This is a genomic window from Mesorhizobium sp. M1A.F.Ca.IN.022.06.1.1 (assembly GCF_003952605.1).
Taxonomy (GTDB): domain Bacteria; phylum Pseudomonadota; class Alphaproteobacteria; order Rhizobiales; family Rhizobiaceae; genus Mesorhizobium.
Genome location: NZ_CP034455.1, coordinates 4041561 through 4066723, shown reverse-complemented (window position 1 = coordinate 4066723; position 25163 = coordinate 4041561). Strand labels below are relative to the sequence as shown.

Below are 25163 nucleotides of genomic sequence, written 5' to 3'. Positions count from 1 at the left end.
TATCGGACATGACCAGCAAGAAATTCCTTCTCGACAATGTGGTCTGGATCCTGATCATCGTGTTCAGCATCCTCGCCGGCTTCCTCAATCCCTTCTTCCTTTCGGAAGGCAATCTGCAGAACGTGCTGGTGCAGGCGACCACGCTGGGCGTGCTGGTGCTGGCGGTCTCCTTCACGCTTCTGATCGGCGAGATCGATCTCTCGGTGGTCGGCAATCTGGTCTTCTCGAGCATGATCGGCGCCTATGCCATGCAGCAGTTCGGCGTCCACTGGACGCTGGCCGTGCTCATCACCATCATTGCCGGGGTGCTCGTCGGTCTGCTCAACGGCTACTTCGTCGCCTATTTGCGCATGAATTCGCTGATCGCGACGCTGGCCATGGGGCTTTTTCTGCAAGGCGCGGTGCTCGGCGCCACCCAGGCCCGCACCATGGTGGTGACCGATGAAGGCTACAGCTACCTAGGCAGCGCCACCATCGGCAGCTGGCCGGTAATGCCGATCGCCCTCTTCGTCGCCTATCTCCTGGCGCATGTCGTGCTTGCTTATTCGGCCTGGGGTCGCAACCTCTATGCCACCGGCGGCAACCGCCGGGCGGCGAATGCCGCAGGCATCAACGTCAAGCGCGCGAGGCTTGGCGCCTTCAGCGCTTCCGGCTTCCTCGCTGGAGTGGCCGGCTTCCTCTACACCTCCTATCTCGGCGGCGTCAGCGTGACCGTCGGCAGCACGACGCTGCTCTATGCCGTGGCAGCACCCGTCATCGGCGGCGTTTCGCTGTTCGGCGGCCGCGGCCGCGTCATCGGCATGCTCGGCGGCACGCTGCTCATCACCGTCATCCAGACCGGCCTGCAGCTCATCAACGTCTCGGCCTATTACATTCAGATGATCGGCGGCGCGATGATCCTGCTTGCGATCGCCGTCGATGCCTTCCGCATAAGGAGCGAGGAACGCGGCGTCGTTTGAGGCGCCGCTCAGCGGCGTGGAGGCTCAGAATAGTCAAAAAAGTACCAATGGAGTGACGCGAACATGGTGGCGAAGATCTTGTCGGCTCGGTAGCTTGGCTGACATGAGGCCGAAACCGGACGGCGCGTCGTAGAGGGGACGCGCCTTGGCTTCAATACGGGAGGAGCAGCGATGAAACCCGATCTTGAAGTTGTGCAGATCAGGCCGGGCGAGTCTTTCACTGCCTGGTCGCACGGTTACCCGTTCCGCACGGTGCGCTGGCATTTCCATCCGGAATACGAACTGCATCTCATCGTCGCCACCCGCGGCCGCTATTTCGTCGGCGACTTCATCGGCGAGTTCGAGCCGGGCAATCTGGTGCTGACCGGCCCCAACCTGCCGCACAACTGGGTGAGCGATGTGCCGAAGGACGCGACGGTGCCGCTGCGCTGCCGCATCATCCAGTTCAATGAAGGCTTTATCGACGGCGCCATCAATACCTTCCCCGAGCTCGCGGCGCTGACGCCGGTGCTCGAAGCCTCGCGCCGCGGCGTGCTGTTCAGCCGCCAGACCAGCAAGCAGCTTGGCCCGCTGATGGAAGAGATCATGAATTCGCAAGGCGTGCGCCGCATCGAGCTGTTCCTGATGATAATGGGTCTGCTCAGCCGCGCCGAAGGCGCGCGCATGCTGGCCAGCGCGAGCTACCTGCCCGATCCGTCGGGGTATATGTCGGCCGGCATCAACAAGGCGCTTGCCTATCTGCGCGAGAACCTGACCCAGCCCTTCAGCGAGACGGACCTAGCCGCCATCGCCGGCCAGTCGCCCAGTGTGTTCTCCCGCTCCTTCCGCCAGCACACCGGTATGACGCTGGTTCAGTATGTGAAGCGGCTGCGCATCAACCTGGCCTGCCAGATGCTGATGAGCGACGAGCAGGCTTCGATCACCAGCATCTGCTTCGAGGTCGGCTACAACACCCTTTCCAACTTCAACCGGCAGTTTCTCGCCGAAAAGGGCATGACGCCCTCGCATTTCCGGCGGCTGACACTGCACAACATCAACCTTGCGAAAGCGGCCTAGCCACCCGGCACGACAAGCAGCGGCGTCGAATTGGCATGGGCAAACGTGCGCGGCAAGGTAAAGCTTTGCCTGCGCCGCTAGCCGAAACGGCAACACCGATAGGGAACGAAGGTGACATCACCGTCCGCGACCTTGTCATCCTGCCGCAAAGCAATGACCTATAGCAACCGAACGGATCGGGCGAAGGATCTGAAGTCATGAGCAGTCATTTCATCGGCATCGACATCGGCACCGGCAGTGCCCGCGCGGGCGTCTTCGACGAAGCGGGCGCCATGCTTGCGTCCGCCAAGGCCGACATCGCCACCTGGCATGCCGAAGGCCATATCGTCGAGCAATCGAGTAAAGACATCTGGCGCGCCGTTGCTACGACCGTCCGCGAGGCGGTGTCGCTTGCCGGCATCTCGGCGCAGTCGGTGCATGGCATCGGCTTCGACGCCACCTGCTCGCTTGTCGTTCTAGGGCCGGGTGGCGAGCCGCTGACGGTCAGCCCGTCAGGGGATCCCGAGCGCAACATCATCGTCTGGATGGACCACCGCGCCACCGAGCAGGCGCGCAGGATCAACGGCACCGGCGAGGACGTGCTGCGCTATGTCGGCGGCACAATCTCGCCCGAGATGGAAACCCCGAAGCTCTTATGGCTCGCCGAGAACATGCCGCGGACCTTCGCCGCGGCATGGCAGTTCATGGATCTCGCCGATTTCCTCACCTGGCGCGCCACCGGCAGCCTGGCGCGCTCGACCTGCACGGTGACTTGCAAATGGACCTATCTCGCGCACGAGGCACGCTGGGATGATGGCTATTTTCGCAAGGTCGGGCTCGGCGCGCTCGCGGATGAGGAATTTGCCCGGATCGGCACCGAGGTCGTGGCGCCGGGGAGCGCGCTGCCCAACGGCTTGAGGAGCAAGGCGGCGGCCGAGCTTGGCCTTTTGCCCGGAACGCCGGTCGCCGCCGGCATGATCGATGCGCATGCCGGCGGCATCGGCTCGGTCGGCGCGCGCGGCGGCGCCGGCGATGTGGCCACGCGCATGGCCTATGTCTTCGGCACTTCGGCCTGCACCATGACGACGACCGAGCACGCGGCTTTCGTGCCGGGCGTGTGGGGGCCCTATTTCTCCGCGATGGTGCCGGGGCTGTGGCTGAACGAAGGCGGCCAGTCGGCCGCAGGCGCCGCCATCGATCGCCTGGTCGGCATGCACCCCGCCGCCGTCGAGCTGGCCGGGATCGCGGCGCGAGGCGGCCAGAACCTCAGCCAGTGGCTGGCGCAGGAGGCGGAGCGGCATGGCGGTGCGGCGAAGGCGGACAGACTGGTCGGCGGCCTGCATGTCGTTCCCGAATTTCTAGGCAATCGTGCCCCCTTGGCCAATCCCGACGCGCGCGGACTGATCGCCGGCTTGGACATGGCGACCGGGGCCGACAGTCTCGTCGCGCTCTATGTCGCCGGCCTCTGCGGCCTCGGCTATGGCGCCCGCCAGATCCTGGCGGCCATGCATGGCCGCGGCATCAAGATCGACACGATCGCCATCAGCGGCGGCGCAGGGCAGAGCCCGCTCGTGCGGCAGCTCATCGCCGACTCCACCGGCAAGGTGGTCTACGCGCCAACGTCCCCCGAGCCGGTGCTGCTCGGCTCAGCGATGCTCGGCGCCGTGGCCGCCGGGCGCCACTCCGACCTTCGCGCGGCCATGGCGGCGATGTCCGAGGTGGGCGAGGTCTATTCGCCGAACGCCGCGCTCGCTGCCTGCCACGACGGGCGCTTTGCCGCGTTCGAACGCCTGCAGGCTGCTGCGCTGTCAGTTTTGGCTGTGTGAGATATCCAGCCGTCGCCCGCCAACATTCACCGTCACTTGCCCTCTTGGGCCGGAACCATCGCCGGGCGGAGGGGTTGTGTCGTCAGACTTCGATACATGGAAGGAAAGACGATGCGGACATTGACGATGATGCTCGCTCTTTCGACCCTTGCCCTGGCGCAGTCGGTCTCGGCTCAACACGCCGATCCGCAATCCCCCCAGGTTCTGCCCCCGGCTGAACAACCTCGGCTCGACCAGGTGCAACCCGATCCTCCAAGTTCCGGCCAGACCGTTACCAACGTCGTGGTGGTGGCGATGGAGGACCTGCCCGCGGAGATCAAGGTCCAGGCCGAAGCCGTGGTCACCAGGACAACCGCCACGGACCTGGCCAAGCTGCAGAAATCGATCGATGCCTCGCCCGAGGCGGTATCGGTGCTGCATGCGAACGGGCTGAATTCCTCACAGGTCGTCGCGGCCAACATCGACGGCGACGGCACGCTGACGCTGATCATCCAGACCACGACATGATCAGCGGCGCCGCGGGCGGTTGACCCGACTGCAGCGGCCAAACAAAATGAGAGTCCGCGAAGAGGCCGCCATGGCCGAAACCGCAATTCGCAACTTCACGCTCAACTTCGGACCGCAGCACCCGTCGGCGCATGGTGTGCTCAGGCTGGTGCTGGAACTCGACGGCGAGATCGTCGACCGCGCCGATCCGCATATCGGCCTGCTCCACCGCGGCACCGAGAAGCTGATCGAATACAAGAACTATCTGCAGGCCCTGCCCTATTTCGACCGGCTCGACTATGTGGCGCCGATGAACCAGGAGCATGCCTTCTGCCTCGCCGCCGAGAAGCTGCTCGAAATATCGGTTCCCCGGCGCGGACAGCTTATCCGCGTCCTGTTTTGCGAGATCGGCCGGCTGTTGTCGCACCTGCTCAACGTCACCACGCAGGCGATGGATATTGGCGCGCTGACGCCGCCGCTCTGGGGCTTCGCCGAGCGGGAGAAGCTGATGGTCTTTTATGAGCGCGCGTCGGGCGCGCGCATGCATGCCAACTATTTCAGGGTCGGCGGCGTGCATCAGGATCTGCCGGGAGAGTTGCTCGACGACATCTGGAATTTCTGTGATCCGTTCCTGGGAACTTTGAGCAATCTCGATGAACTCCTGACCGAAAACCGTATCTTCAAGCAGCGCAATGTCGACGTCGGCGTGATCGGACAGGACGATGCCTGGGCCTGGGGTTTCTCCGGCCCGATGGTGCGCGGCTCGGGCGCGGCCTGGGATTTGCGCAAGGCGCAACCCTATGAATGCTATCCCGAAATGGATTTCGACATTCCGGTCGGCAAGCACGGCGACTGCTACGACCGCTATCTCGTGCGCATGGAGGAGATGCGGCAGTCGGTTAGGATCATGAGGCAATGTCTGGAGAAGCTGCGCTTGCCCGACGGGCACGGCCCGGTCGCCGTACCGAACCAGAAGATCACGCCGCCGCCGCGCGCCACCATGAAGCGTTCCATGGAGGCGACGATCCACCATTTCAAGCTCTACACCGAAGGCCATCATGTGCCGCAGGGCGAGGTCTACGCCGCGGTGGAGGCGCCCAAAGGCGAATTCGGCGTCTATCTTGTCTCTGACGGCAGCAATGTTCCGTACCGCTGCAAGATACGTGCGCCGTCTTTCGCCCACCTTCAGGCGATGGACTTCCTGTCGCGCGGGCACATGATCGCCGATGTCGCGGCCATCATCGGATCGCTGGATATCGTGTTCGGAGAGATCGATCGCTGAGTAGAGGTGCGGCGCGGGCAGCCCTAAGAGCAAATTCCAGACACAGTCCCAAACTTCGCGCGGGGAATTGCATCAACAGCAGAATGAGCGAAAGCAAAAAGATAGAGCGGTTCGACGTTCTCGCAAAACGGTGAATCGCTCTAGCTACCGACGGCTGGGGACAGCTCCCCTCCGTCTCCGATAAGGATTGAACTTGCCGCGGTTCTTCGAACCGCGGCAGTCGTCTTAGTGCATGAACACCGATCTCAGCCAGGCAAGAATGCCCGAGCCTGGAGAGATGGCCGCGCGAACGCGGGACGCCGCCCAGCGTGCCGGCAGATTGGCGCCGACATGGCAATGGCAGACGACCTCGTGCAGTTGCCAGTCGCTGAGTTCGAAGAAGCGCTTTGCTTCGCCGTAGGTGTCGTCCTTCAGGCCCTGAGCACGAAAGATCGGGTCTTCGAAGGCGACAGTAATCGGCGATCCGGTGGAACGCATCTTTTCGCGCACGTCGGGTGTGGCGTATTCGGTGCCCGCAAGCGCCATAAGGCGCCGGCCGGGATCCTGCTCGAGAAGTTGCGCCCAGCGTTCGAGGCGTTGGCCACGACTGGCGATGAGAACCGCTGCTTCAGCATGAACGTCGGCAACGGCATTGAGTTGGTCTACGGTTTGGTGCTTCAAGGCCGCCTCCTATGTCGGCAGATGATCACCCGCCCCGCAAACGGAACTAAGGCGCTGCATGGCGCCGGCAAGGGCGAAATGGGCGACGGGAAATCATTTGATCGTCATTCGTGTCCGACCCCGCCGAAGCGCGGCGGGATCGCTGTGGAACCATCCCCGGTCGAGGCCGTTCTGCCATGCGTCAGCCGCCGGTGATCAGGTGTCGATGAAGCGTCGGATGAGGCGGCTCTACCCATCATGTTCTGGTCGGGCAGATACCGGTTGCCCAAACCGCATCTCGCGGACTGCTCTGCCAGCGCAACGAGGGACCACCTTATGGCTATTCTCCCCACTCCCGACCCCACGCCAACGCCGGTCCCCACGCCGCCGCCGTTTCCCGACCCAAAACCGATGCGCGAACCAGATCCGGAGAGGCTGCCGGACGAGGAACCCGTTCCCAATCCGGATGAGAACGACGTGCCTCCCAAGCACTCGGGTGCGCTCGGTGCAGGGCCACGAGGCCATATCGGTGCGGGACATCATCGATGAGGCCGACCTCGGCCGCTCGGCTGATTGGCCACACGTCGGCCGGTCGCGCCGCCCCGCATTGTAAAGCGGATTGAACGATTCAAAGCACCAAGCCGGCGTCTATTCAAACCGCGCCGGCGTCCAGGCTCCTCCGGCCGCGTTCGACTCCACTGCCGCCGCCAGGAACTTCACACCACGAGCGCCGTCGACGACGTCCGGCACCTGCGCCGCGCGCGCAACATCGACCGCAGCGCCCGCTCGATGCGCGCGGATGATGTCGGCGGCATCGCGGTAGAAATTGGCGAAGGCCTCGATATAGCCCTCGGGATGCGCCGCCGGCATGCGCGAGACGCGCCGGGCTTCCGTCGTCGAGCCGTGGCCGCCGCGCACCAGCGTGCGTGCCTCCTCGCCATACGGCGCGAAGCGCAGTTCCTCCGGCCGCGTGCCCGACCATTCGAGCCCGGCCCGGTCGCCATAGATGCGCACCGAGAGATCGTTGTAGTGGCCGGGCGAAGTCTGGCTGGCGAGGATGGTGCCGCGCGCCCCGCCGGTCCAGCGCACCAGGACATGCGCGTTGTCGTCGAGGCGACGACCTGGCACGGCGGTGAAAAGGTCCGCCGATACGGCGTCAGCCTCGAAGCCGGAGATGAAGCTCGCCAGGTTGAAGGCGTGCACGCCGATGTCGGCAAGCACCGCCGATTGCCCGGCGCGCGCAGGGTCGGTGCGCCATTCGGCCTGCTTCTGGCCTTGCGCGTCGATCGGCTGCGTCAGCCAGTCCTGGATGTAGGCACCGTGCACGGACAGGATGCGGCCGAGTTCGCCCGCTGCCACCATTTCGCGCGCCTGCCGCGCCATGGCGTAACCGGTGTTGTTCAATGTGACGAGGAAGCGGCGCTTCTTGGCTTTCGTCAGCGCCACCAACGCCTCAGCCTCGGCAAGCGTTGTCGACAGCGGCTTGTCGCAGATGACGTCGATGCCGGCTTCTAGGAAAGCAGTGGCGATCGGCGCATGCAGATGGTTGGGCGTGACGATGACCACCGCCTCGATGCCGTCCGTCCGCGCCGCTTCGGCCTTTGCCATCGCATGGTAGTCGTCATAGCTGCGCTCCGGCGCGATGCCGATCTCAGCGGCGGATGCCGCAGCGTTCTCGGCATCCGAGGACAGCGCACCCGCCACCAGCAGGATCTGGTCGTCGAGCCGCATGGCCAACCGATGAACCGCGCCGATGAAGGCGTTGCGACCGCCGCCGACCATGCCGACCGTCAGGCGCCTGCGGAAGGTTCCGTCAGCGGTTGCGTAGACCATGGTTCGAGTCCTCCCGGATGCCGTCCAGCACAGGGACTATAGGAGGCGCCTCGCCAATTTCGAACAGCCTTTCCAAATTTTGTTTTGTAAAACGATCGTGCCGCACTAGCCTTATGCGAGACCGGTGGAGGAGGGTTCGAATGGTGAAGCGTCGCATGGCTACCTGCCGGCTTGTCCAGGCGATGGAAGCAAGACAATCGCTTCAGGTTTTGAATTCTCCCCTTTCTCCAAACGTCGACAATTGGCGATCTTCATCGCAAGTTCGGGGCGCCTCAGGTACAACAGCTCGAATCCGGCCCATATGATGAGCGGCGCACGAACCTCACCCGGCGAGAGCGTTACCCGGAAACGCGGCCGTTCGCTGGCGGCACTTGGCCACACGAAACCACAAACCTATGAGGAGCTGCGCGCGGTGCTCTCCTCCGGCACCGTGCATTTCCCGAAAAGGATGCGCCAGGTCGCCATCTTCCTATGGCAGCATCCGAGCGACGTTGCGCTTGGCACCATCGCCCAGGTGGCGGCGCAGGCAGGCGTGCAGCCCTCGACGCTGGTACGCTTCGCGCAGATCTTCGGCTATGCCGGCTTTTCCGACTTCCAAGGCCTGTTCAAGGACCACATGAAAGGCTCCTGGCCGGAAGGACGCACGCGCGACAACAAGGGACCGGCAGCAGCCGAACCCCACGCCGACTTGCATTTCCTCAACGGCATGGTCGGCGCCTCGCAGGCTTCGCTCAACCGCATCGGCAATGGCTTCGACACCGACAGGCTCGACAAGATGGCCGACTTGCTGGCGGGAGCCGAGCTGATCTATGTCATCGGCAGCAAGCGCGCTTTCCCGGTCACCACCTATCTGTCGCTGACGCTGTCGCAACAGGGCGTGCGCAACGTGTTGGTCGACAATGTCGGCTCGACCGCGCTCGATCAGGTCGGCTGCATAAGCCAGCGCGACGCGGTGCTCGCCGTTTCCTTCAGCCCTTACAACTCGATTACGCCAGACCTGGTCGCCCTCGCCCATGATCGCGGAGCACGCATCGTCGCCATCACCGACAGCACCTTCTCACCGCTGGTGAAACTCTCCGACACCTGGCTGGAAGTGGTGGAACAGGACTTCGCAGGCTTCCGCTCGCTCGCCGCTTCGCTCGCCGTCGGCATGGCTTTGGTCCACGGCGTCGTCGCGCGGCGGACAGGTTGATCGGCGCAGCTGACTGCAAGGAACTGTCGTTCCATATTCGAGAAAATAGAAACTTTGTTCCGGGAGGAGGAATGGAGGTTCGGCTCGACGGCAAGGTCTTGTTGATCACCGGTTCGACCCAAGGCATCGGCCGCGCGATTGCCTGGACGGCCGCCCGTTCCGGCGCCGAAGGTTTGCTGATCACCGGCCGCAACCGGCAGCGCGGCGACGCGGTCGCGGCGGAACTGTCGGCGATCGGGGCGCCGTCCGCTTTCCTGGCAGCCGACCTCGGCGTCCCGGAGACTCCGGCCCTGCTCGCCGCCGCATGCACCGAGCGCTTCGGCCGCATCGACGGGCTGGTCAATGCAGGGGCTCTGACCGACCGGCCTCCTTCGTCGATGCCGGCCTCGACGACTGGACATCATTGTTCGCCGTCAATGCGCGTGCGCCTTTCTTCCTGATGCAGGCGGCGATCGCCGACATGAAAAAGCGCGGACAAGGCGGCGCCGTCGTCAACATCCTGTCGATCAATGCGCATTGCGGCGCGCCGGATCTCGCCGTCTATTCCGCCACCAAGGGCGCCCTGGCGACGCTGACCAAGAATGCCGCCAACGCGCACCGCTTCGATCGCATCCGCGTCAACGGCATCAATGTCGGCTGGACCGACACGCCCGCCGAACGCGTCATGCAGGCCGAAACGCTCGGCCACGGCCCGGGCTGGCTAGACGCGGCCAATGCCGCGCAGCCCTTCGGCCGGCTACTCTCCGTTACCGACGTAGCGAACCTCGCCGTCTTCCTGCTTTCCGACGCGGCCGGGCCGATGACCGGCGCGCTGATCGACCAGGAGCAATGGGTGATCGGAGCGAACCGGTGAGCATCTCACCCTCCGCCAATCTCGGCCCCGCCCTGCTCGGCGGCCTGCCGCCTGAAGTCCGCAAACCGGCTTACGCTCGCTCGGCGCTGCAGCCGGGCATTGCCCATATCGGCGTCGGCGCCTTTCACCGCTGCCACCAGGCCGAATACACGGATGACCTCCTGGCGGATGATTTCGATCGCTGGGGGCTCGTCGGCATCAACATCCGGCCTCCCGTGCTCGCCGCGACGCTCGGCCGGCAGGACGGCCTCTATACGCGGCTCATCCGTCAGAACAACGAGGTCGAGGCCCGCGTCATCGGCAGCATCGTCGGTGTGGTCGACAGCCAGCACAGCGCCGCGCCCGCACTCGAGGTGCTCGCCTCACCCGAAATCGAGATGATCACGATGACGGTGACCGAAAAGGGCTATTGCCACATCCCGTCGAGCGGCGCGCTCGACCTAGACCATCCCGACATTGTCCACGACCTCGCCAACCCTGAGGCCCCGCGCAGCGTGCCCGGCATCCTGGCACGAGCGCTTGAGCTGCGCATGGGCTCGCATGGCCGCCCGGTGACGCTGCTTTCCTGCGACAACATCCCGGCCAACGGCACTATCCTCGGCAATGTCGTGGGGACATTCGCCGAGCGGCGCGGCAACGGCTTGGCGGACTGGATCGCCGCCAACGTCGCCTTCCCCTCGGCCATGGTCGACCGCATCGCGCCGGCAACGACCGAGGACGATATCGAGACGGTCGAGCAGCGCTTCGGCTATCGCGACAGCGCCGTCGTCGTCGGCGAGCGCTTTCGGCAATGGGTGATCGAGAACCGCTTCGCCGGCCGCGTGCCGCGCTGGGACCGCATCGGCGCCGCTTTCGTAGACGACGTCACGCCGTTCGAGCATCTCAAGATGCGGGTGCTGAACGGCGCCCAGACGACGCTCAGCTATCTTGGCGTTTTGGGCAGCTTCGAGCACACATCGGACGCCATGGCCGACCCGTTGCTTGCCACCTTCGTCCGCCGCATGCTGACGGAAGAGACGCTGCCGACGCTGATGCCCGTGCCCGGCATCTCGCCGTCGGCCTATGTCGAGCAAAGCCTTTCGCGCCTCGCCAACACGGCGATCCGCCACCGCAATCACCAGATTGCTACCGACGGCTCGCAGAAGATCGTCCAGCGCCTGCTCAACCCGGTCAGTGATCGCCTGGCTAAGGGCCAAAGCAGCGCGCTGCTGTCGGTTCCGATCGCGGGCTGGATGGCCTATCTGATCAAGGCGTCGTCGCGCTTCGGCCGCGCCTGGCAGGTGTCCGATCCTTTTGCCGAAAAGATTGCGGCCATCGCCGACCGCGTTGGTTCGGACAGCAAGGCCCTTGCCAATGCAATCCTTGCCATCGAAGCCATCTTTCATCCGTCACTTGCCGCCAGCGACATGTTCCATGCAAATGTCGTCACCAGCCTCGATGGTTTGCTGTCAGATGATCCGATGGCCTTTGTCAGACATGTGTGCGCTGACCCAACAGACGGATGGTTGAAGCGACCAGCACGATCTGCATAGTACGAAGCGGGAGGCATCATGAAGCTTGGACTGCTCACGGCACCATTTCCGGATATTGCTCTCGGCGATGTCGCCGACTGGGCGAACTCGGCCGGCTTCGAAGCGCTCGAGATCGCCTGCTGGCCGAAGACTTCGGGCGCCAGCCGCCGCTATGCCGGCACCAGCCATATCGACGCCGCCGGCACCTCCCCCGCGCAAGCCAAGGACATTGCCGCCGAGCTCGCCGGCAAGGGCCTGACGATCTCCGGTCTCGGTTTCTATCCCAATCCGTTGCATCCCGATCAGGCGCATCGCGATGCGGTGATCGATCACCTGAAGAAGGTGATCGTGCTGGCAAGCCGAATGGGTGTCTCGCTCGTCAACACCTTCTGCGGCGGCGACGCCTCGAAGACTGTCGACGACAACTGGCAGGCCGCGCAGAAAATCTGGCCCGCGATCATCGCCCACGCGCGCGAGCACGGCGTCAAGCTCGCCTTCGAGAACTGCCCGATGATCTTCAGCTATGACGAATGGCCGGGCGGACACAACATCGCCTATTCGCCCTATGTCTGGCGCCGGATTCTCGAGGCCTGGGGCGGCGACGTCGGCATGAATTTCGACCCCTCGCATCTCGTCTGGCAGATGATCGACAAGGAACGCTTCATCCGCGAGTTCGGCCCGCACATGCTGCATGTGCATGCCAAGGACCTGATGATCGATCATGATGGTTTGTATGAGCGCGGGATCCTTTCCGCAGGCATAGGCTGGCAGGTGCCACGCATGCCGGGGCTTGGCGACATCAACTGGAGCAGCATCTTTTCGGGCCTTTACCGGGCCGGATATGACGGGCCGGTGGTCATCGAGCATGAGGACCGCCGGTTCGAGGGAAGCGACGAGAAGGTCAAGCGCGGTTTTCTGCTGGCTCGCGACGTGCTGCGCCCCTTCGTCAAATGAGGGGACAAACGGCTAGGCTTCGATCGCTTCGGAGCCCAGGAACTGAAATCAATGTGGAGGAGTACTGAAATGAAGAAATACCTGACCATGGCCCCGCTGCTTGCCGGCGCTGCCTTGCTTGCTTCGGTGGGCGTGTCGTCCGCCGAAGGCAAATACACGATCGGCATCTCCAACACCGTGCAGGGCAATGGCTGGCGTGAGGAAATGATCTGCGCCATGAAGGCCCAGGCGCTCGCCTCCGGCGAAGTGGCGAAGCTCAACATCGCCCACCGCAACACCGACGCCGCCGGCCAGCTCGAGGACATCCGCAATCTGATCAGCGCCAAGGTAAACGCCATCGTCGTCAACCCGGCCGATCCGGCCGGCATCAAGGCCGGTCTGGAGGAAGCCACCAAGGCCGGTATCGTCGTCGTTGCTGTCGACCAGGCGGTGACCGAGCCGTCCGCATACATCATCTCCAACAACCAGGAACAGTATGCTTATCTCGGCGCCAAGTGGCTGTTCCAGCAGATGGGCGGCAAGGGCGAGGTGCTGTACATGCGCGGCGCCGCCGGTGCTTCCGCCGACAGCGACCGCGACAAGGGCTTCAAGAAGGCGCTGGCCGAATTCCCCGACGTGAAGGTCGCGCAGGAAGTCTTCACCGGCTGGCAGCAGGACCAGGCCAAGCAGCAGATCCTGTCCTTCCTCGCCACCGGAACGCCGATCAACGGCATTTGGACCTCCGGCATCGACAACGTCATCGTCGACGCTCTGGTCGAGCAGCAGGCGCCGATGGTGCCGGTTGTCGGCGCCGACAATGCCGGCTTCGTCGGTCAGTTGAACACGGTTAAGGGTCTGGTCGGCGCTGCCGTCACCAATCCCGGCTCGATCGGCGGCGCCGGCGTTACGCTCGCACTGCAGATCCTCGACGGCAAGAAGCCGGCGCAGCAAACCGTTCTGGTCGAGCCGCAGCTCTGGGAAAATGTCACGGAGGAAGGCAAGGCCAAGCTGAAGGCGGCCGCCGACCCGTCGCTCAGCCCCGAATGGCCGGTCTCGATCTCTATCCCGGACTGGACCACCTACACCAAGGAGCAGATCGTCGCCTGCAAGGGTCCGGGCGAATAATCGCCCGACCGACTTCAACTTCGCAGATTTCGCAAAAGCATCCTACGGTTTTTGCGATAAGGAACTGCGGCAGATAAGGTCGCTGGGACGGCAGGTGCGAACCTGCCGTCCTCGGTGCTTGATGCGAGAACGCTGGTTTTGACGACGAACGAATTGCCGAACAATACATTGCTGGACGCCACCGGCGTGGCGAAGAATTACGGCGCGGTTTCGGCGCTGCGTGACGCATCATTATCGGTGCTGCCGGGCGAAGTGCATGCGCTGATGGGCGCCAACGGCGCCGGCAAGTCGACCCTTGTTAAGATCCTGACCGGTGCGATCCCGGCGGATGCCGGCCGCATCCTGATCCGCGGCGAAGCTCGCGATGTCCGCTCTCCGGCCGCCGCGCGTCGCGCCGGCCTGCTGCCGGTCTACCAGGAACCGGCGCTGATCCCTGACCTCGATGTGCTTTCCAATCTCAGGCTCACTGGCACGCCGGTCGAGCCGTTCCGCGCCTGGGTGCGCGAGCTCGGCATTCCGAACCTCGACATGCGCGAGACCGCGCGCGACATTCCGCTGGCCGTCCTGCGTGTGCTCGACCTAGCGCGCGCGCTCGCCGCCGAGCCCGACGTTCTGCTGCTCGACGAGATGACGGCCGCGCTGCCCGCCAACCTTGCCGAAAAAGTGCTGGAAGTCGTGCGCCGCCAGGGCGACAGCGGCCGCTCGGTCATCTTCATCTCGCACCGTTTCGTCGAGATCTCGGCGCTGTGCGACCGAGCCACAGTGCTGCGCGACGGCGCAACCGTCGGCGTGGTCGACATCGAGCCCGGCGTCGAGGAAAAGATCGTCGAGATGATGCTTGGCGCCCGTATCGAGAAGACCAGCGTCGCCGCGGCGCGCACGGCAAGCGAAGCGCCGGTGGTGAAGGACAGCCACCCTCGGCTTTCGGTCCGCAACCTGCAGCTCGGCACCAAGCTGCATGACGTCTCTTTCGATCTCGCCAATGGCGAGGTGGCCGGCGTCGTCGCGCTCGAGGGTCAGGGCCAGGACGAACTCTTCGCCGCCCTTGCCGGCTCGATCCGCCCGGCCGGCGGCACGATCGCCGTCGATGGCGCGCCGGTGAAGTTCTTCCATCCGAGCGATGCCATCCAGGCCGGCCTCGCCTACGTGCCGGGTGACCGCACGGAGGCTTTAGCCATGCAGCGTTCCGTGCGCGAGAACATCGCGCTGCCTTTCAGCGCTGCGCTGCGCAAATGGGGACCGATCAAGGTGCGCCGGGAGCATATGGTGGTTTCAAGCGCCATCGCCCGGCTGCAGATCGACACCCGCGCGCAGGGCGAGGTCCAGCGCCTTTCCGGCGGCAACCAGCAGAAGGTGACGATTGCCCGCTGGATCGCGGCAGATGCCCGCACCATCCTCTGCTTCGACCCGACGCGCGGCATCGATGTCGGCACCAAGCAGGAAATCTACAAATTGCTGCGCGAGCTCGCCGGCCTCGGCAAATCGGTCCTCTTCTACACATCCGAGCTGGAGGAAGTGCAGCGTGTCTGCGACCGCGTCATCGTCATCTTCGGCGGCCGTGTCGTCGACACCTTCCCGGTCGAGCTCGCCGACGAGCCGGCTCTGATGCGGGCCGCCTACGGCCTGCCGCGCGGCGCCAGGGCGGATGTCGGCATCCTTGCCGATGTCAGGCCAACGTCCGACGCGGAGACCACGCCATGATGCGCTTTCTGCGCCGCCAGGGCTGGGTCGCCGGCCTGCTCGCCCTGCTCGTATTCCTGTTCGTCGTCACCAAACTAATCCAGCCGGCCTACGGCAGCGGCGACTTCGGCTCGCTGGCGCGGGCGGTTCTGCCCTACGCCTTCGCCGTCGCGGCGCAGACTGTGGTGGTCATCGCCGGCGGCATCGACCTCTCGGTTGCCGCCATGATGGCGCTGACCAGCGTCACCGCCGCCTCGATGATGAACGGCGCCAGCGAGGAATATGCGTACTTCGTCGTGCCCTTCGTGCTGGCCATGGGCCTTGTGCTCGGCGCGCTGAACGGCCTCCTGATCGTCGTGACCCGAGTGCCGGATATCGTGGTTACTTTGGCCACGCTATTCGTCCTGCAAGGCGCGGCGCTCCTGGTGCTTGACGCGCCCGGCGGCGCAGCCGCCGAGTGGCTGAAGGCCACCGTCGTCGGCACCATGCCGATCCCCGGCCTGCCGGATTGGGCCGATGCCTGGGTCCCGAAGGCGCTGGTGCTGCTGCTTGTCTGCCTCTTCGTCATCTGGATCCCGCTCAGGCGCTCGCGGCTTGGCCTCTCCATCTACGCCATCGGCAGCAACGAGCTCGCCGCCTTCCGCAGCGGCGTGCCGGTGGCCCGCACCAGGATCGTCGCTTACGCGCTCTCCGGCCTGTTCGCAGCACTTGGCGGGCTGTCGCTCACCATCAGCACCGGCATCGGCGCGCCGATCCCCGGTCCCTATCTGCTGGCCAGCGTCGCGGCGGTGGTGCTGGGCGGCGTCGCGCTCGGTGGCGGCAAGGGTGGGCTGCTCGGGCCGATCATCGCCGTCTTCGTGCTCAGGCTGGTGCGCACCGACCTGACGCTTCTGGCCATCGATCCCAACGTCACGGCCATCATCGAGGGCGCGATCATGGTCGCCGTGGTGATGTTCGGCGCCTTCATCACCATCCGGGGCCGCCCGGCAGGAGCAACACCATGACGAACAGCGCGACCATGCCCCAGCCGGTCTCGCTCGGCCGCCGCCTGAAGCGCTTCATGGCGGACCGGCCGCTCATTCCCCTGATCATCCTGCTCGTCATACTGGTGCTGATCCTGCAGGTTCTTCGCCCCGGGATCGTCAACGAGCGCTGGATCGCCAACACCGCCAAGTTCGCCATTCCGCTGGCAATCCTCGCCGGTTGTCAGACCATGACGATGCTCACCGGCGGCATCGACCTCTCGGTCGGCACGGTGGCGACGATGAGCGCCTTCATCATGGCGACGCAAATCGTCAACCAGGATCCGACGGTGGCTTTCATCCTCGCCATGCTGCCGGCGGTGCTAATCGGCCTCGTCAACGGCGTCGGCGTCGGCGTCTTCCGCGTCCATCCGCTGATCATGACGCTCGGCACCAGCCTGATCGGCACCGGCTTCCTGCAGGTCTACCAGCGCACCGTGATCGCCTCCGGCGCCAAGATTCCGGATTTCCTCAACTGGCTCGGCACCGGTCTCACCTACGGCTTCCCCAACGCGCTCTTCCTGTTCGTGCCGGTGGCGGTGCTGATCGTCTTCACCTTGAACCGTACAGGCTTCGGCCGCCTGCTCTACGCCGTCGGCGACAATGAGCGCGCTGCACGGCTTTCGGGCGTCCGCTACTGGCAGGTGATCACGGCGCTCTATGTCATCTCCAGCCTGCTCGCCGGCATCACCGGCCTGCTCTATATCGGCCTGATCAAGGCGCCCTCGCTGTCGCTCGCCGAGCCGCTGGTGCTACCTTCGGTGGCTGCCGCCGTCATCGGCGGCACCTCGATCTTCGGCGGCCGCGGCGGCTATATGGGAACCATTGTCGGCGCGCTGATCCTGACCGTGCTGACGACGCTGCTCACCATCCTGCATATGCCCGAAGGCGGCCGCCGCATCCTCTTCGGTTTCATCGTGCTGTTCGTGACCGCGGCCTATTTGAGGATCATCGAGGACAGGTAACAGGGGAAGCTATGCCGAGGCGTTGATTAGCTTGCCGCGCGCTGCGGCATGTATGGCCACAACAAGGTCTTTTTCGTCGAACGGCTTGCCGACGAGCGCGACATCGAGGGGGCGCTCCACGATTTTCTCCGCATCCGCATAGCCGGTGATCATAACCGCGGGCCAGCCGGCACGCAGATTGCGGGCAAACCGGATCACGTCTATGCCCGAGATAAGGGGCATGGCAAAGTCGGTGACGATCACGTCGAATCGATCCGGCTCTCTCTCAATGGCCGCAAGCGCTTCGGCTCCGCCGGAGGCCCCTACGACCTCGAAGCCGGACTGCCTGAGCGACATGGCCGTCATTTCTCTCAAGGAGTGGCTGTCATCGATGAGCAGAACGGTCAGTGATCGTTCGCCAACCGCCGTGGCGCGCTCCGCGTCGGCAGCCTCGACAGCCTCTGCCCCGGCAACAGCGATAGCCTCGGTGACATCCTGCGGCTGATTGGATCGGGGCAGCCACAGTTCTATGATGGTGCCGCGGTCCACCTCGCTCTCTATCCTGAGCGTGCCGCCCGACTGCTTGGCGAAACCATAGACGGTGCTGAGACCCAGCCCCGTGCCCTTCCCGATCGGCTTGGTTGTAAAGAACGGCTCGACCACCTTGCTTATCATGTCGCCGGCAATTCCGGTCCCGGTGTCCTCGACAGCGACCACCACATAGTCGCCGGCCGGCAGTTCGTCGCCCGCGTGGCCGACGCTGCGGTTGCTCGTTCGGACGAGAACCGTGCCTCCCGAAGGCATTGCGTCTCGCGCATTGAAGATGAGGTTCATCAAGGCGAGCTCGAGCTGCGCCGCATCCACATACACGGGCCATGTGTCGTCACTCACCAGCCACTTGAAGCGCACGAGGCCTCCAAGGACCGGGGCAACCAACCCGTTCATCGTATCCCCAAGGCTCGACAAGGGTACTGCCACGGGCTTCAGGTCCTGGCGTCGCGAAAAAGCGAGCATGCGCTGGACGAGATCCCTGCCTTGCCCGGCGGAGCGGCGTGTCATGTCGAGGATCTTGGTAGCGTTGCCGTCCAGCGTCAGCTGTCGCTCGAGCAGGCTTAGGCCGGAAAGGATCGCCGCGAGGAGGTTGTTGAAGTCATGGGCGAGTCCGCCGGTCAGTTTGCCGATCGCATCGAGCCGCTGCGACTGCAGCAGCTGGCTCTCCAGGCGGCGTTGCTCTGTTATGTCTTGCATGGTGCCAAGCAACTCGAGCCCAGCGTCATCTTTGGAAACCACGCCCCGATCGAAGAAGATGCGATATTCATCATTGGCGCACCGCCAGCGAAATTCGCAGCCATAGGACCCCGTCTCGCATGCCGCCGAAAGCGACCTGGTTACCTCCTCGCGATCGTCGGGGTGAACCCGGCTGAGCCCGAAATCCGGATGCGACAGGAAACGGCTCGGCGGGAACCCTGTCAGCCGCTCGACGCCTTTCGAGACGTAGCTTGGGGCGAAAGGCGCCTCAGCCGAGCGGGCATGAAAACAAATTGGAAGCGAGGCAAGAATAGCCTCCTGCCTTGCTTCCGAATGGCGCAGCGCCCGCTCGGCATCGAGTTTGTCCGACTTGGCCTTCAGCGCCTGTTCGAGCAGCCGCTGCTCCCGCGCCGCGTTTCGCTCGATCTCGCGCGTCTTCTCATGAAGATCGACGAAGACCATAACCTTGGAGCGAAGCATCACCGGGTCGAACGGCTTGAACAGGTAGTCGACAGCGCCGACGTCATAGCCGCGCAGCATATGCGCCTCTTCCTTGCTGATCGCGGTAAGGAAGATGATCGGCGTGTTTTTCGATCGTTCACGCCGGCGGATCAGCGTGGCCGTCTCGTAGCCGTCGAGGTTCGGCATGAGCACGTCGAGCAGGATGACGGCGAAATCTTCCTTGAGCAGGAAGCGCAGCGCTTCCTCACCCGACTGGGCGCAGACGACCTCGCCGACTTCGCCAAGCACCTCCGCGATGGCAAGCAGATTGCGTTCGTCGTCATCGACCGCGAGAACGCGTGCCCGCAATCCTTCGACCGGTTCGCTTCTTTCTGCCTCGATCGCGGCCATTCCTTTTACCTGCCGGAGCGCTTTCAGATGGCGGTCATCAATGCCGGCGCGAAGGGCTCAGCCCGCGCTCGCGCGCGACCGATCCAAACCCGCAGCAACGCAAGCAGCAGATCGAGGTCGACCGGTTTGGCGATGTAGTCGGATGCGCCGGCGTCCAGGCATTTCTGACGGTCGCCTTTCATCGCCTTGGCGGTAACCGCGATCAAGGGGATGTGGGCTATCGCCGGCATGGCCCGAATCCGACGCATGGTCTCGTAGCCGTCCATTTCCGGCATCATGATGTCGATCAAGGCGACATCGACGTCGGGTGTTTCTTCGAGCAACGCGATGCCGTCCCGGCCCCGTTCGGCATGCTGCACATCAATGTCGTAAGTCTCCAGCACGCTGGTCAACGAGTAGATGTTGCGAATGTCGTCGTCGACGATCAGAACCTTGGCGCCGGCGAGATCGGCATTGTCGACCTGCTCGGTGGCCAAGATCTGTTCGCTCTGCGTGGCGCTTGGCAGTGCTGCCGAGATCAGGAGCCCGAGTTGGCCGAAGTTGTCGGCACGTGGGACATCGCCTAGTGCCGGATGCAGCGCGACCTGCTGCAGAAACGCGTCCGGGTGCGGCGTGAAGAACAGCAGGCGCGGTAGAGCGTCGCTGAACTGAGACATGATTTCGTCGAGCATCTGGGCGTTGTCCTTGGCCGAACGCCCAAACCCGAAAACAAACGCATCATAAGCGGCGGCGCCCGGCTCGTCCGCGTTGGCGGCGACACGACCGACCGCGGTGACCGAGGTGATGCCATCTCGAATGGCTTCCACCAGGGCCAGGCGGCGCTCGGGATCGGGATCGGCGATCAGCACGTTGCGCTGCACCCTCAGGTTTCGCGAATGGATTTCCTCGAAAACGCGGGCGAGCTCACCAGCCGAAACCGGCTTGCTCGAAACGCTTGCAGCGCCCCTGCGCGTCAGCACTTCGAGATCCTCGGCGCCGGAGATGACATGGATCGGAATGTTCCTGGTCTTCTGGTCATGCCGCAGAAGGTCGAAAAGCACCCAGCCGTCGATGTCTGAAAGGCCGAGATCGAGCGTGATCGCATCGGGCATCAGCTTGCGGGTCAGTGCCAGCGTGCCGGAACCGGCCGTTGAAAGCACCCCCTTCAGTCCGGCGGATCGAGCAAGACCGAGCAGCAGCCCTCCAAAAGTCGGGTCGTCCTCGACAATAAGCACCACCCTGTCCGAGGGGTTGATCGTGTCACGATCGTCCGCAAGTTCTGGGGTACCCGAAGTGTCTGCTGGCTGGACGCCCGCCGCGATGACGTCGGCAGGCGAAAGCTCGATCGGCGCCGCCAGGCTGCTGCTGCGCGGGCCATCGAAGGGGATGACCAGGGTGAAGGTCGATCCCTTGCCTGGCTCGCTTTCGACGCGCAGCTCACCGCCGAGCAACCGGGCGATTTCCCGGCTGATGGAAAGGCCGAGGCCAGTGCCGCCGTATTTGCGGCTGGTCGTGCCGTCGGCCTGCTGAAAGGCCTCGAAGATGAGCTTTTGCTTGTCTTCCGGAATGCCGATCCCGGTATCGGTAACGGCGATCGCCAGCGCCCGGGGCGGCGCCGCACCGTTTTTGCGGCCGGTTCTCTCGGCATGGATGTTCAGGATCACCTCGCCATTGGAAGTGAATTTGAAGGCATTTGACAGCAGATTGAGCACGATCTGCTGCAGCCGCTTTTCGTCCGTGCGGATCGTCTCAGGCAGGGCTTGCTCGATCTTGATGGTGAAGCCGAGCCCCTTGTCAGCCGCAAGCTGTCTGAAAGTCCGCTCCATATGCTGGCGCAGGTGTGCGAGTGGCATGTCGTTGATTTCGATCGACACCGTGCCGGACTCGATCTTGGAAAGATCCAGTATGTCGTTGATGAGGCTGAGCAGGTCGGTACCTGCCGAGTTGATCGTACGCGCGAAATCGATCTGCTTGTCGTTCAGATTCCCCTGCTGGTTTGTCGCAAGCAGATTGGACAGGATCAAAAGCGAATTTAGCGGCGTCCTCAGCTCGTGACTCATGTTCGCCAGGAATTCGGATTTGTATTTGGAGGTCAGCGCCAGCTGCTCGGCCTTCTCCTCCAGAGCCCGCCTGGCCATCTCGATCTCGAGATTCTTGTTTTCCACCTGCTTCTTCTCATTCTCGAGCAGTTGCGCCTTTTCCTGCAGCTCCTCATTAGTGGCGTGAAGCTCTTCCTGCTTCTTGGTGAGCTCGGTCTGACGCGACTGCAGTTCGGACGTCAAAAGCTGCGATTGCTTGAGAAGCCCTTCCGTGCGCATGGTCGCGGCGATCGTGTTGAGCACGATACCGACCGATTCCATGAGCTGCTCCAGGAAAAGGCGGTGCGTATCGCTGAACCGGCTGAACGAAGCGAGTTCGATGACCGCCTTGACCTCGTCCTCGAACAATGCCGGCAGGACGATGGCGCTCGCCGGCGGGGCCTCGCCCAGGCCGGAGGTGATGCGCAGGAAGCTCGATGGGACGTCATCGAGCATGATTGCCCGTTTGTCGGCGGCGCACTGCCCGATCAGGCCTTCGCGGAAGTCGACCCGTTGGCGGACGGTGGCCTTGCCTTCGGCGGCGTAGGACGCGGCCAGTTCCAGATAGGATTCTTCCTCGTCGCGATTGGTGACGTAGAACAGGCCATATTGCGCGTTCACCAGCGGCGCGAGCTCGGAAATGATCATCCGCGAAACCGTGGCAAGGTCCCGCTCGCCCTGCAGCATGCGCGAGAAACGGGCGAGATTGGTCTTCAGCCAATCCTGCTCGGCATTCTTCAAGGTCTGGTCCTTGAGGTTGCGGATCATCTCGTTGATGTTGTCCTTCAGCGCCGCGACCTCGCCGGAGGCCTGCACGCTGATCGAGCGGGTGAGGTCGCCCTTGGTCACCGCGGTCGACACTTCGGCGATGGCCCGGACCTGGGTCGTCAGGTTCGCCGCCAGCTGATTGACGTTGTCGGTCAGGTCGCGCCATAGGCCGGCGGCGCCCGGCACCCTGGCCTGACCGCCGAGCTTGCCCTCGATGCCGACCTCGCGAGCCACGTTGGTCACCTGATCCGCGAAAGTCGCCAGCGTCTCGATCATGCCGTTGATCGTGTCCGCCAGCGAAGCGATCTCACCCTTGGCATCGACCGCAAGCTTGCGCTTCAGGTTGCCCTGGGCAACGGCGGTCACGACGTCCGCAATGCCGCGCACCTGGTTGGTTAGATTGGTCGCCATCAGATTGACGTTGTCGGTCAAGTCCTTCCAGGTGCCCGCCACACCCTCCACCCGAGCCTGACCGCCGAGCTTGCCTTCGGTGCCGACCTCGCGCGCCACGCGCGTCACCTCGCCGGCGAACGAGTTGAGCTGGTCGACCATGGTGTTGATGGTCGACTTCAGCTCCAGGATCTCGCCCTTGACATCGACGGTGATCTTCTTGGACAGGTCGCCTCGCGCCACCGCTGTGGTAACTTCGGCGATGTTGCGAACCTGACCGGTGAGGTTCTCGGCCATCGAGTTGACATTGTCGGTCAGGTCCTTCCAGGTGCCGGCAACGCCGCGCACCTGTGCCTGACCGCCGAGCTTGCCTTCTGTGCCGACCTCGCGCGCCACGCGCGTCACTTCCGAGGCAAAGGAGTTCAATTGGTCCACCATCGTGTTGATGGTGTCCTTGAGCTCCAGGATTTCACCGCGCACATCGACCGTGATCTTTTTCGACAGATCGCCGAGTGCGACGGCGGTCGTCACCTCCGCAATGTTGCGCACTTGGCCCGTGAGATTGGCGGCCATGGCGTTGACGTTGTCGGTGAGGTCCTTCCAGGTGCCGGCAACACCGCGCACCTGCGCCTGTCCGCCGAGCTTGCCGTCGGAACCCACTTCGCGGGCGACGCGCGTCACCTCCGAGGCGAAGGAGTTCAACTGATCCACCATCGTATTGATGACGTCCTTGATCTGCAGGATTTCGCCCAAGGCGTCGACGGTGATCTTCTGGGTCAGGTCGCCGGTGGCGATTGCGGTCGCGACCTTGGAGACGTCGCGCAACTGCACGGTCAAATTGCCGGCCATCGCGTTGACATTGTCGGTCAGATCCTTCCAGGTGCCGCCGACGCCCTCGACATGCGCCTGACCTCCCAGTTTGCCTTCCGAGCCCACTTCGCGCGCCACGCGGGTGACCTCCGACGCGAATGAATTGAGCTGGTCCACCATGGTGTTGACGGTGTTCTTCAGTTCGAGGATTTCGCCCTTCACATCGACGGTGATCTTTTTCGAAAGATCGCCCCTGGCAACGGCCGTGGTCACATCGGCGATATTGCGCACCTGCCCGGTCAAATTGGCGGCCATCAGGTTGACGTTGTCCGTCAGGTCCTTCCACGTGCCGCCGACTCCGCGGACTTCAGCTTGGCCGCCCAGCTTTCCCTCGGTGCCGACCTCGCGTGCCACGCGGGTGACTTCCGAGGCGAAGGAGTTCAGCTGGTCCACCATCGTGTTGATGGTGTTCTTCAGCTCCAGGATCTCGCCCTTCACATCGACGGTGATCTTCTTCGAGAGGTCACCCAGTGCCACCGCGGTAGTCACTTCGGCGATGTTGCGCACCTGACCGGTAAGATTCGCCGCCATGGAATTGACGTTGTCGGTCAGGTCCTTCCAGGTGCCGGCGACACCGCGCACCTGTGCTTGGCCGCCGAGCTTGCCTTCCGTGCCGACCTCGCGCGCCACGCGCGTCACCTCGCCGGCAAATGAGTTGAGCTGATCGACCATGGTGTTGATGGTCGATTTCAGTTCCAGAATTTCGCCTTTCACGTCGACGGTAATCTTCTTGGAGAGGTCGCCCAAAGCCACCGCCGTCGTCACATCGGCGATGTTGCGGACTTGGCCGGTCAGGTTGGCGGCCATCAGGTTGACGCTGTCGGTGAGGTCTTTCCAAGTACCGCCAACGCCCTCGACACGGGCTTGGCCTCCGAGTTTGCCCTCGGTGCCGACCTCACGCGCGACGCGGGTCACCTCCGAGGCGAAGGAGTTGAGCTGGTCCACCATCGTGTTGATGGTGTTCTTCAGTTCGAGGATCTCACCCTTCACGTCGACGGTGATCTTCTTCGACAAGTCGCCAGACGCGACAGCCGTGGTCACCTCCGCAATGTTGCGCACCTGGCTGGTCAGGTTGGTCGCCATCGCGTTGACATTGTCGGTCAGGTCCTTCCAAGTGCCGGCCGCCCCCCTGACGCGTGCCTGACCGCCCAGCTTGCCTTCGGTGCCGACCTCGCGCGCCACACGCGTCACCTCCGACGTGAAGGACGCGAGCTGCTCAACCATGGTGTTGACGATTTTACCGATGCGCAGGAATTCGCCACGAAGCGGCCTGCCGTCAATTTCCACCATCATGGATTGGGACAGATCGCCCTTGGCGACCGCGCCGATGACGCGGGCAACTTCCGCGGTGGGCTGCACCATGTCCTCGATCAGGTCGTTGACCGAACGGACGCTCGATTCCCAGCTGCCTTTGGCGTTCCTCACATGGCCGCGTTCGCCGATGCGGCCGTCCTTGCCGACGACCCTACTCAGCCGCGCAAATTCTCGCGCCATCTGATCGTTCAACTCGACGATCTGATTGAATGTGTCGGCGATCTCGCCGTTCAACCCTTCATAAGAATTCTCGATGCGGACGGAGAAGTCACCGTTTCGAAAGGCTTTGAGGGCGTTGAGAATCTGACGGGAATCGAATTGTTCCTTTGACGAACGAGAAACGC

Annotated in this window: 17 protein-coding genes and 1 pseudogene; 14 read left to right on the top strand and 4 right to left on the bottom strand. The window is 63.8% G+C overall.

The features are described 5' to 3' along the window. Positions 1 to 8: 8 nt before the first annotated feature. From EJ078_RS19275 to EJ078_RS19255, 5 genes are all read left to right on the top strand, one after another. Complete coding sequence (locus EJ078_RS19275) at positions 9 to 959, top strand: ABC transporter permease (RefSeq protein ID WP_164750362.1); 951 nt, start codon at positions 9 to 11, stop codon at positions 957 to 959. Positions 960 to 1130: 171 nt separating this feature from the next. Continuing rightward, positions 1131 to 2015 carry an AraC family transcriptional regulator gene (locus EJ078_RS19270; RefSeq protein WP_067318788.1) on the top strand — a complete coding sequence of 295 codons (885 nt, stop codon included), beginning with the start codon at positions 1131 to 1133 and terminating at the stop codon, positions 2013 to 2015. Positions 2016 to 2212: 197 nt separating this feature from the next. Further along, positions 2213 to 3820 (top strand): FGGY-family carbohydrate kinase, encoded by a 1608-nt coding sequence (locus EJ078_RS19265; RefSeq protein WP_127213973.1) that lies wholly within the window; start codon positions 2213 to 2215, stop codon positions 3818 to 3820. A 126-nt stretch (positions 3821 to 3946) separates the two neighbouring features. After that, positions 3947 to 4327: a hypothetical protein gene (locus EJ078_RS19260; protein WP_245458866.1), complete on the top strand. Its 381-nt coding sequence runs from the start codon at positions 3947 to 3949 to the stop codon at positions 4325 to 4327. 70 nt (positions 4328 to 4397) lie between these two features. Beyond that, on the top strand, positions 4398 to 5588 hold the full coding sequence (locus tag EJ078_RS19255; RefSeq protein ID WP_067004196.1) for an NADH-quinone oxidoreductase subunit D: 1191 nt from the start codon (positions 4398 to 4400) through the stop codon (positions 5586 to 5588). 225 nt (positions 5589 to 5813) lie between these two features. On the opposite strand, the gene EJ078_RS19250 is transcribed toward EJ078_RS19255, so the two are convergent. Both EJ078_RS19250 and EJ078_RS19245 read right to left on the bottom strand, forming a co-directional pair. Further along, a complete protein-coding gene (locus EJ078_RS19250) occupies positions 5814 to 6248 on the bottom strand; it encodes a hypothetical protein (RefSeq protein WP_067003930.1) in 435 nt (144 codons plus the stop codon). A 627-nt stretch (positions 6249 to 6875) separates the two neighbouring features. Further along, positions 6876 to 8060: a Gfo/Idh/MocA family oxidoreductase gene (locus EJ078_RS19245; RefSeq protein ID WP_127213971.1), complete on the bottom strand. Its 1185-nt coding sequence runs from the start codon at positions 8058 to 8060 to the stop codon at positions 6876 to 6878. Between the two features lie 304 nt (positions 8061 to 8364). Here EJ078_RS19245 and EJ078_RS19240 point away from each other — a divergent pair, with 304 nt between their 5' ends. The 8 genes and pseudogenes from EJ078_RS19240 to EJ078_RS19205 all read left to right on the top strand — a co-directional run bounded on the left by EJ078_RS19240 (position 8365) and on the right by EJ078_RS19205 (position 17341). Then, complete coding sequence (locus tag EJ078_RS19240; RefSeq protein WP_127213970.1) at positions 8365 to 9252, top strand: MurR/RpiR family transcriptional regulator; 888 nt, start codon at positions 8365 to 8367, stop codon at positions 9250 to 9252. Positions 9253 to 9323: 71 nt separating this feature from the next. Continuing rightward, a pseudogene (locus EJ078_RS19235) lies at positions 9324 to 10105 on the top strand (SDR family oxidoreductase). Then, complete coding sequence (locus tag EJ078_RS19230; RefSeq protein ID WP_245456866.1) at positions 10102 to 11637, top strand: mannitol dehydrogenase family protein; 1536 nt, start codon at positions 10102 to 10104, stop codon at positions 11635 to 11637. Before EJ078_RS19235 ends, EJ078_RS19230 begins: the two are co-directional and overlap by 4 nt. An 18-nt stretch (positions 11638 to 11655) precedes the next feature. After that, a complete protein-coding gene (locus tag EJ078_RS19225) occupies positions 11656 to 12570 on the top strand; it encodes a sugar phosphate isomerase/epimerase (protein WP_095800536.1) in 915 nt (304 codons plus the stop codon). 69 nt (positions 12571 to 12639) lie between these two features. Then, positions 12640 to 13674 (top strand): ABC transporter substrate-binding protein, encoded by a 1035-nt coding sequence (locus EJ078_RS19220; protein ID WP_067003942.1) that lies wholly within the window; start codon positions 12640 to 12642, stop codon positions 13672 to 13674. Positions 13675 to 13827: 153 nt separating this feature from the next. Continuing rightward, complete coding sequence (locus EJ078_RS19215; RefSeq protein ID WP_127213968.1) at positions 13828 to 15375, top strand: sugar ABC transporter ATP-binding protein; 1548 nt, start codon at positions 13828 to 13830, stop codon at positions 15373 to 15375. Continuing rightward, positions 15372 to 16358 carry an ABC transporter permease gene (locus EJ078_RS19210; protein ID WP_127213967.1) on the top strand — a complete coding sequence of 329 codons (987 nt, stop codon included), beginning with the start codon at positions 15372 to 15374 and terminating at the stop codon, positions 16356 to 16358. The genes EJ078_RS19215 and EJ078_RS19210 overlap by 4 nt, the downstream gene beginning before the upstream one ends. After that, on the top strand, positions 16355 to 17341 hold the full coding sequence (locus EJ078_RS19205; RefSeq protein ID WP_067003946.1) for an ABC transporter permease: 987 nt from the start codon (positions 16355 to 16357) through the stop codon (positions 17339 to 17341). Before EJ078_RS19210 ends, EJ078_RS19205 begins: the two co-directional genes overlap by 4 nt. 9 nt (positions 17342 to 17350) lie before the next feature. Here EJ078_RS19205 and EJ078_RS19200 read toward each other — a convergent pair whose 3' ends face one another. Continuing rightward, entirely contained in the window at positions 17351 to 19420 is a 2070-nt protein-coding gene (locus EJ078_RS19200; protein WP_095800538.1) for a response regulator, read from the bottom strand. A 23-nt stretch (positions 19421 to 19443) separates the two neighbouring features. Then, the gene (locus tag EJ078_RS19195; RefSeq protein WP_311202797.1) at positions 19444 to 24930 is read right to left on the bottom strand and encodes a HAMP domain-containing protein; all 5487 of its coding nucleotides are present in this window, start codon (positions 24928 to 24930) and stop codon (positions 19444 to 19446) included. Between EJ078_RS19195 and EJ078_RS30870 the strand changes: the two genes are divergently transcribed. Beyond that, positions 24931 to 25149, top strand: coding sequence for a hypothetical protein (locus tag EJ078_RS30870; RefSeq protein ID WP_292239151.1), 219 nt, complete (start codon positions 24931 to 24933; stop codon positions 25147 to 25149). Positions 25150 to 25163: the final 14 nt, after the last annotated feature.

Coding starts and splice junctions, on each gene's coding strand:
- EJ078_RS19275 (WP_164750362.1), top strand. CDS start 9: ATGACCAGCAAGAAATTCCTTCTCGACAATGTGGTCTGGATCCTGATC.
- EJ078_RS19270 (WP_067318788.1), top strand. CDS start 1,131: ATGAAACCCGATCTTGAAGTTGTGCAGATCAGGCCGGGCGAGTCTTTC.
- EJ078_RS19265 (WP_127213973.1), top strand. CDS start 2,213: ATGAGCAGTCATTTCATCGGCATCGACATCGGCACCGGCAGTGCCCGC.
- EJ078_RS19260 (WP_245458866.1), top strand. CDS start 3,947: ATGATGCTCGCTCTTTCGACCCTTGCCCTGGCGCAGTCGGTCTCGGCT.
- EJ078_RS19255 (WP_067004196.1), top strand. CDS start 4,398: ATGGCCGAAACCGCAATTCGCAACTTCACGCTCAACTTCGGACCGCAG.
- EJ078_RS19245 (WP_127213971.1), bottom strand. CDS start 8,060: ATGGTCTACGCAACCGCTGACGGAACCTTCCGCAGGCGCCTGACGGTC.
- EJ078_RS19240 (WP_127213970.1), top strand. CDS start 8,365: ATGAGCGGCGCACGAACCTCACCCGGCGAGAGCGTTACCCGGAAACGC.
- EJ078_RS19225 (WP_095800536.1), top strand. CDS start 11,656: ATGAAGCTTGGACTGCTCACGGCACCATTTCCGGATATTGCTCTCGGC.
- EJ078_RS19220 (WP_067003942.1), top strand. CDS start 12,640: ATGAAGAAATACCTGACCATGGCCCCGCTGCTTGCCGGCGCTGCCTTG.
- EJ078_RS19210 (WP_127213967.1), top strand. CDS start 15,372: ATGATGCGCTTTCTGCGCCGCCAGGGCTGGGTCGCCGGCCTGCTCGCC.
- EJ078_RS19205 (WP_067003946.1), top strand. CDS start 16,355: ATGACGAACAGCGCGACCATGCCCCAGCCGGTCTCGCTCGGCCGCCGC.
- EJ078_RS19200 (WP_095800538.1), bottom strand. CDS start 19,420: ATGGCCGCGATCGAGGCAGAAAGAAGCGAACCGGTCGAAGGATTGCGG.
- EJ078_RS30870 (WP_292239151.1), top strand. CDS start 24,931: ATGGCCGCGTTCGCCGATGCGGCCGTCCTTGCCGACGACCCTACTCAG.